The organism is Fulvivirga lutimaris (genome assembly GCF_009711525.1).
GTDB lineage: Bacteria > Bacteroidota > Bacteroidia > Cytophagales > Cyclobacteriaceae > Fulvivirga > Fulvivirga lutimaris.
This window is the reverse complement of the sequence record NZ_SMLV01000337.1, coordinates 1-7,799: the sequence shown is the minus strand read 5'-3', so window position 1 is coordinate 7,799 and position 7,799 is coordinate 1. Positions and strand designations below refer to the sequence as shown.

The window sequence follows — 7,799 nt, the reverse complement described above, 5'->3', positions numbered from 1 at the left end:
AAAAACCGGTGACGAAACGCCTTTCCCACTTTCCCTTCCTACAGAAGTACTTACATTGACCAACTCACCCGATTTCAAATCAAATATTTGCACCTCCCCATTATCAGCTACACTGGAAAATGTAACTGAACTGAATGAAACATTATTAATTCCTTCCTTAACCCAGGTTCTTTTAAGGCCTTTCAATTCATAGGCTTCATAGCTCAAAACCTTGGCATTAGCATCGTTGTCATAATTTTTAAAAACTACAACCTCATTTGAGATACAAGCAATTGAAGCCCACCATTTTTCCTCAAGTGCAATTTGTCCCTGAACTTTATTTTGGATGAAGTCATAAATAAAAAAGGATAAGGTCATTTTCTCATCATTTCTTATTTCCAAAACCATTTTACTACCTCCTTCATTCGCAAGTACATTCCAAATCTTACCGTTAAAGGTGTGAGAAAAGTTAAGAGTTAAGTTTCTAGACAATCGCATTAATTATTTAATTTAGACAAAAATACATGGTATGGGTAGGTTAAAAAGTTTTGTGATTATTATTTGTCTGCTTCTTCAGATTTTGGTGACCAATCAGGCCATCAGCCAGGATGAAAAGGCTAAAGTGATGGTAATGGAGATCAAGTCAGAAATTGATCCTAGAACTAATCATTATGTTGATCTTGCTCTCGAACATGCAACAGCCATAGAAGCAGACTATGTCATTATAGAAATGGACACTTATGGTGGTATTGTTACAGACGCCAAAGACATAGTGGAGAACATTCTCGATTTTGAAAAGCCTATTTGGGTATTTATCAATAAAGATGCAGCATCGGCTGGTGCGTTAATTTCCATTGCCTGCGATAGTATTTACATGGCGGCAGGTGCCAATATTGGAGCCGCTACTGTAGTGACACAAGATGGAGCCGCAGCTCCTGATAAGTATCAGTCTTATATGCGTAGCACTATGCGATCTATTGCCGAAGAAAAAGGCCGTAATCCAAAAATTGCAGAAGCAATGGTTGATCAAACCATAGAAATAGACAGCGTAACTAAGGCCGGTCAGGTTATCACTTTTTCAACTTCAGAGGCCATCAAACATGGCTTTTGTGAAGCAAAAGTCTCAAGCATTGAAGAAATTTTAGAACGTAACAAAATTGAAGATTATGAACTTGTAAAATATGAGTTAAGTACTACCGATACCATTATTGAATTCTTTTTAAACCCCTTTATCAGCGGTATTTTAATTATGGTGATCGTTGGAGGTATTTGGTTTGAGCTTCAGACTCCCGGAGTTGGCTTTCCAATAGCGGCCTCTCTAATTGCTCTGGTCTTATACTTTGTACCTTATTACCTCACTGGTCTGGCTGAGAACTGGGAAATTATAGCTTTCTTCCTGGGCCTTATTCTCATCGGCCTCGAGGTCTTTGTCATTCCAGGATTTGGCGTAGCGGGAATATTGGGCATTACGCTTACACTTGGCTCACTCATATTGGTGATGCTAAATAATGATGCCTTTGATTTTACTTTCGTTGAGTTTGATAGTATTCTAATCGCTGTTGTAGTGGCAAGTGTTGGTGTAGTTGGAGGTCTAATACTTCTATTTATGATTGGTGTAAAAATGACAGATTCAAAATTCTTTGCAAGAGTAGCATTGACTGATACCATGAACCGGTCAGAAGGATATACCAGTAGCTTTAATGACAAAACTTTAGTCGGGAAAAGTGGAGTAGCTCATACCGTTTTGAGACCAAGTGGCAAAGTGCTAATTGATGGTGATGTTTATGATGCCTATACCCGAGGAGACTATATTGATAAAGATCAAAAAGTAATAGTAACGAGTGATGAGGGTACTTCACTAAAAGTAAAACTAGAGGCTTGATGAAGATATTAGGTGTAATACCGGCAAGATATGCTTCAACTCGCTTTCCAGCAAAGGCGCTGGCCGACATTGGCGGCAAACCCATGGTCCAGCGTGTATACGAGCAAGCATCAAAGTCCAACCTTTTAAGTAAAGTAGTTATAGCAACAGATCATGATGCTATTGCTGAAGCAGTATCAGGGTTTAATGGCAACTACAGCATGACCAGCCCAGATCACCAAAGTGGTACTGACCGCTGCCAGGAAGTGGTGGAAAAAGAAACCGAATCTTTCGATTATGTAATCAATATTCAAGGTGATGAGCCATTCATAGACCCAAGTCAAATTGACCTTTTGGCAGGCTTATTAGATGGTGATACTGAATTAGGTACATTGGTTAAGAAAATAGATCATATCGATGAGGTGCTAGATTCTAATGTTGTTAAATGTGTTTTCAACGCTCATTCTGAAGCTATGTACTTTAGCAGATCGGCTATACCCCACCTTAGAAACCAGCCCAAGGAAGAATGGCTTAAGCATCATGACTTTTACAAGCACATTGGCATCTATGGTTACAGAATAGATGTGCTAAATAGCATTACTAAACTTCCTGTTTCAGGGTTTGAAAAAGCGGAATCTTTAGAGCAGCTACGATGGCTTGAAAATGGATATAAGATAAAGGTTGCCATCACAGATATTCAATCTTACGGTGTAGACACACCGGCTGATTTAGAAAAGCTAAAAGATTTTTATTAACACAATAATCAACGTATTTTCGCGCTTCAAATGATGTAGGCGTGAGATTTAGATTATTTTTAATCCCATTTTTTCTTTTACCATTAGTACTTCAGGCGCAGTTCACTCCAGGGCTAAATAAAACTTTGGGGCTTGAAATGCATGCCGGATTCATCTATGAGCATAAGCCACAAATCAGCCATTTGATTCAGCATCACCCTGTTGGTTTTAGAATCACTTACGATAAAAAGGTTTATGGGAGCAATAGCTGGGAGCAGCGCTATAACTTCCCAGATCAGGGAATGACCTTTGTTTATATGGATTACAGAAATCCGGCACTGGGTAAAACACTAGCGCTAATTCCGCATATAAATTTCTACCTGCGTGGTAAACGTGAAGCCAAGGGTCAGCTGAACTTTAAAATGGGATTTGGTGCTGGTTACACAACAACTAAATATCATCCTGAAACCAACAACCAGAACAATGTTATTAGTACAGACCTGACCGGTGCAGTGCTCTTTCAGTTTGGATATCAATATAAGCTTAGTGAGAGAATGGCGCTGACTACATCGGTATCGGTAACACACTTTTCAAATGGCTCGATGAAAAAACCTAATTCAGGAATCAATATGTTTTCTAATAATACAGGCTTAACCTATATGATTAAATACAAGCCGACAGCGTACACTTACAGTAACGAGCCAAAGATAGAAACAAAGCCTATTGGAGGTTCAGTAACATTATCTGGAGGGGCTCATGAAAGTATTAAAATAGGAAGCGGAGCAAGACCGTTCTTTGTACTTTCTGGTTTAGTTGATAAACAGTTAAATCATAAAAGCAGGATGGGATTGGTGGTTGAATGGTTCTATTCCGCATCTTTAGAAGATGAGGTTAAATATGATGAAGAGAACAAGGGCAAAGACACTAATAGAATTGGATTGGCACTAAGTCATGAATTAGTGATCAACCAGTATTCTGTTATGATGCAAGCAGGTTATTATATCTATGATCCTTATTATCCATTTCAAAAAATCTATTTACGACTTGGTTTAAGAAGATACATTACTGATAGGTTTTATGCCTCTTGCGGAGTAAAATCTCATAGCGCTAAAGCAGAGGCTATGGAATTTGCAGTGGGTTACAGAATCAAATGAAAAGATTAATTATCATATTGGCCATTATCACACTATTTGGATGTAATAGTGATAATGCTCCTGATTGCTTAAAATCGGCAGGTAGTGAAGCAACTCAGGTCTACGATCTTCCTGAATTTGATAAAATGACCATTAACAATGAGTTTAAGGTCTACCTTACCTATGGAACTGAAAAAAGTGTTTCAGTAACAGCTGGTGAAAATTTATTGAGTGACATATCTCTTGAAGTAATCAATGGTGAGTTAATGGTTCGAAACAATGCTGGTTGTAAATGGGTGAGATCGTATGACTTTCCAATATTAGAAATAACAACTGATGACCTTAATTTAGTCGAAATCATTGGTGGAAGCGAGTTTTATTCTACTAACACATTGCGCTACCCTGCTCTATTTATGAAATCAAAAAACAGTAATGGACTGATTAATTTAGACATTGATATGTTGGATTTCGGAGTAGATGGAAATGAAATCACAAATTATTATATTGAGGGAGTGGTAACAAATCTGAATCTCACATTTTCGTCTGGAGACAGCAGATTTGACGGAGGTGATTTGCTCGTTATAAATGCCAAAGTGATTCACAACGGGTCTAACGATATCATAGTAAATGTTACTGAGTCATTGACCGGTAGTATCGGTTCTACAGGTGACTTAACATATGTTGGACAGGCTCCTCAATTTATAGATGTAAACATAACTAACCGCGGCAGGTTAGTAGATGGAACAAACTAATTATGAACAAGATCACCATTATTTGCGGCACAAACAGAATAGACTCAGTATCCTATCAGATCTCAGTTATTTATCAGCAGCTACTGGCCAAAGCTGGCTGCAATGCAGAAATAATTGACCTCACAGATCTACCTAATGACTTCGCTTTTACTGCGCTCTATGAAAACTCTGGTAAGAATGAGGAATTCAACCACTTCAGGAAATTAATGTCCGATTCTGACAAATTCGTATTTGTGGTTCCGGAATATAACGGTTCTTTTCCTGGCGTATTAAAGACTTTCATAGATGGTCTGGAATATCCTGGCAGCTTCAAAAACAAGAAAAGTGCTTTAGTAGGAATTTCATCAGGTATTCAGGGAGCTGGATTAGCGCTGAGCCACCTTACTGATATTTTTCATTATTGCGGTATGGAAGTGCTCTCACTCAAGCCAAAGCTTTCTCACATCGAAAAGAATTTTAATGGTGAGAAGATTACTAATAAGCTTTATCAACTGTTAATTGAAGAGCAAGTCGAGAAGATACTGGCCTTTTAAAAATCTTATTTAACAGCCTTCACCAGTCTCCACTGATCATCATAGGTAAGTTCATTGGCATCTACCATTTCCCTTACCAGCTCTAGCAATTCTTCTTTATTTGGAGGATTGATAGTATCAACCAACACCTCTACTGGGATAGGCTCTTCTCTGATTATATGATCAATCTGAAGTCTGTATTGTTCCAGATGCTCTACATGACCTGATTTCTTTTGCTGAACGCAAACATCGCAGATACTGCAATGATCATAGGTAGTTTCTCCAAAATAAGCCAACAATTGAGCGGTTCGGCACTGGTGATCATTTGCTAAATATTTGGCTACAGCTTCTATTTTAGATTTAGCATTTTCTTCTCTTTCTTTCAGTCGCTTAACATTCAATGGCAGACTTTCTACAGCAAACCGCTGCTGAACAAATGTTAATTGCGGCTTGTCCTTTTTTTGATTGTAATTAATTATTCCGTGTTTGACTAGCGCATTTAGGGCTTCAATAATCTTTGGCTCAGTAGTTTCAAGTTGTCTGGCCAGCTGGTTCTCAGAGATCTTTAAAAAATTGCTAAAAAGCTCGCCACCATATACTCTTAATATGGTTTTAATTAGTGGATCGAATCTGCCTTGGGCAATTTGGAACTCGTATAAAGCTTTGTTATCAACATTAAAATTAAGCTGCGATGGCTGATGGAAACTTTCATTGAAGAGGATGAGTTCTTCCTCCTCCAGCTTCTTCAACACATAATAAACCTGTAGATGATTCAGCTGATAACTTTCTGAAAATTCATGAATATCAAAATCAAATCGCTGATCAGAACCGCTGCCAACGGCCAGTTTATAATAATTAGCCAAACATTGATAAGTTCTCTTAATTAGTGTCAACTCAGGATATTGCAGCTTCAATTTTTCGTTGAGCTCTTTAACATCTGCATCATTATATAAAATAAGCGCATAAGCCTTTTTCTGATCACGCCCTGCCCTTCCAGCTTCCTGATAGTAAGATTCCAAATCTTGCGTTAAGCTCATGTGAATAACAATACGAACATCAGGTTTGTCTATTCCCATACCAAAGGCATTGGTAGCTACAACCACTCTGGTTTTGTTATTTTGCCACTTTTTCTGCTTGTCCTTTCTATCTTCATAGCTCAACCCAGCATGGTAGAAATCGGCAGAAATTCCATTTTTGTAAAGTAAAGTAGCCAGCTCTTTAGTTGCCTTGCGTGTATTTACATATACAATGGCCGATCCCATTACATTTTTAAGCACCTCTAACAGCTTCCGTTCCTTATCTTCCACCTTCCGAACAGAGTAGCTTAGGTTATCTCTGGCAAAACTTTTTTGAAAAACGTGCTGCTTTTTAAACAGCAATTTTTCCTGAATATCAACCTTTACTTTTTCCGTAGCAGTAGCTGTCAATGCAATAACATTAACATCAGGAATTACTTCTCTGATCTCTGCAATTTCCAGATAGGACGGTCTGAAATCATAACCCCATTGAGAGATACAATGCACTTCATCAATAGCAAGCAGACTAACGGTCATATTCGTCAATCGTGCCCTGAACAAATCAGTTTTTAGGCGCTCTGGAGAAACATATAAAAACTTGAACGATCCATAAACACAGTTATCAAGCTTAATATCAATCTCCTTTGGGCCCATACTGGCATTGATAGCTATGGCCTTGATCCCTCTTTTATTCAGCTGATCCACCTGATCCTGCATAAGTGCTATCAATGGTGTCACTACTATGCAAATGCCTTCGCGCATCATGGCGGGCACCTGAAAGCAGATTGATTTGCCTCCACCTGTTGGTAATAGTGCTAAAACATCATCACCTGCCAAAACAGAATTAACAATATCTTCCTGCCCAGGTCGGAACGCTGCATGCCCCCAATACTGTGATAATATTTCAACTGGTTTAGTCATCAAATTGCTTTCGTTGCAGACTAATATAATCAAAAAAGGCTACCTAAAAGGTAGCCTTCAATTTCTATAGTTTAAGAAGAATTAGTTTGCTGCCTGTAGCAGCTTAACTCCTGTATCTCCTAAATGCTTAGATAAAATCTTTTTGTACTCGATTGTATTGGTATAACCACCATTTGCACTGAAAAACTCTTCCATTAACGGCTGCCAATCACTGTTCATAGGCATTATAAAACCGAACTGTTCTGAGCTCTTATCGCCTACAGGATGTCTTTTTAATGGCTTTCTTCTTGTAACCGCATCTAAATAAAATGCAAGATCAAGGTAAGAGAAAGAATTAGGGTCAGATAGCACCTTGTCTAATGTTTCAGGACTTGAGGCAGCATAAGCTACTTTCATATCAGGGTAGTATTGACTTTTAATATCTAATAGTCTCTTCTCATTCAAAGTTCCTTTTGCGGTGTAAGCTGTTAACCCAGCAAAAGTCTTATTGATATCACTCATTTTTGTAAGTGTTGGTACATTACTCTGAGTAACAAGGATAGCAAAGTTTGTAATCCATGCTGGACTAAACTTAATTTCCTTTTTACGAGCTTCAGTCATGGTGACGTTACCAAGTCCAAATACACCACCATTACTAGCTTTTACTTTATCATACATGCCTCTAAAGCTGCTGCCATCGCCCACAAATTTTGTAGACACTTTAACTCCTTTTTTAGCATTTACATAAGCCACAAAGTCATTCATGATATCCACACAAATTCCAGTTAGCTTCCCCGATCCATCTTTGTATACAAAACCTGGAGTTTCCACGTATGCCAGCGAAATCGTTCCGCTTCCAGCACCTTTTACTTTACTCCAGTTATCCCCGGTATATTGTGAATATCCTACCGA

General features: G+C 38.3%; 8 protein-coding genes. 5 read left to right on the top strand and 3 right to left on the bottom strand.

Going from position 1 to position 7,799, the window contains the following annotated elements; translation table 11 throughout:
* A partial coding sequence (locus E1140_RS07610; protein ID WP_155181226.1) for a DUF4905 domain-containing protein occupies positions 1 to 477 on the bottom strand: 477 nt, incomplete at its 3' end.
* 31 nt (positions 478 to 508) lie between these two features.
* Between E1140_RS07610 and E1140_RS07605 the strand changes: the two genes are divergently transcribed.
* The 5 genes from E1140_RS07605 to E1140_RS07585 are packed head-to-tail and all read left to right on the top strand — an operon-like array spanning position 509 to position 4,992.
* Positions 509 to 1,861 carry an NfeD family protein gene (locus E1140_RS07605; protein WP_155181198.1) on the top strand — a complete coding sequence of 451 codons (1,353 nt, stop codon included), beginning with the start codon at positions 509 to 511 and terminating at the stop codon, positions 1,859 to 1,861.
* The gene (gene kdsB, locus E1140_RS07600) at positions 1,861 to 2,595 is read left to right on the top strand and encodes a 3-deoxy-manno-octulosonate cytidylyltransferase (RefSeq protein ID WP_155181195.1); all 735 of its coding nucleotides are present in this window, start codon (positions 1,861 to 1,863) and stop codon (positions 2,593 to 2,595) included. The genes E1140_RS07605 and kdsB overlap by 1 nt, the downstream gene beginning before the upstream one ends.
* 41 nt (positions 2,596 to 2,636) lie before the next feature.
* Positions 2,637 to 3,728, top strand: a complete 1,092-nt coding sequence (locus E1140_RS07595; protein WP_155181193.1) for an acyloxyacyl hydrolase — start codon at positions 2,637 to 2,639, stop codon at positions 3,726 to 3,728.
* Positions 3,725 to 4,459, top strand: coding sequence for a head GIN domain-containing protein (locus tag E1140_RS07590; RefSeq protein WP_155181189.1), 735 nt, complete (start codon positions 3,725 to 3,727; stop codon positions 4,457 to 4,459). Before E1140_RS07595 ends, E1140_RS07590 begins: the two co-directional genes overlap by 4 nt.
* 2 nt (positions 4,460 to 4,461) lie before the next feature.
* Positions 4,462 to 4,992: an NADPH-dependent FMN reductase gene (locus E1140_RS07585; RefSeq protein ID WP_155181186.1), complete on the top strand. Its 531-nt coding sequence runs from the start codon at positions 4,462 to 4,464 to the stop codon at positions 4,990 to 4,992.
* A gap of 5 nt (positions 4,993 to 4,997) precedes the next feature.
* Here E1140_RS07585 and E1140_RS07580 read toward each other — a convergent pair whose 3' ends face one another.
* Positions 4,998 to 6,908 (bottom strand): RecQ family ATP-dependent DNA helicase, encoded by a 1,911-nt coding sequence (locus E1140_RS07580; protein ID WP_155181183.1) that lies wholly within the window; start codon positions 6,906 to 6,908, stop codon positions 4,998 to 5,000.
* A gap of 81 nt (positions 6,909 to 6,989) precedes the next feature.
* The coding region (locus E1140_RS07575) for a substrate-binding periplasmic protein (protein ID WP_155181180.1) at positions 6,990 to 7,799 on the bottom strand (810 nt) is incomplete at its 5' end.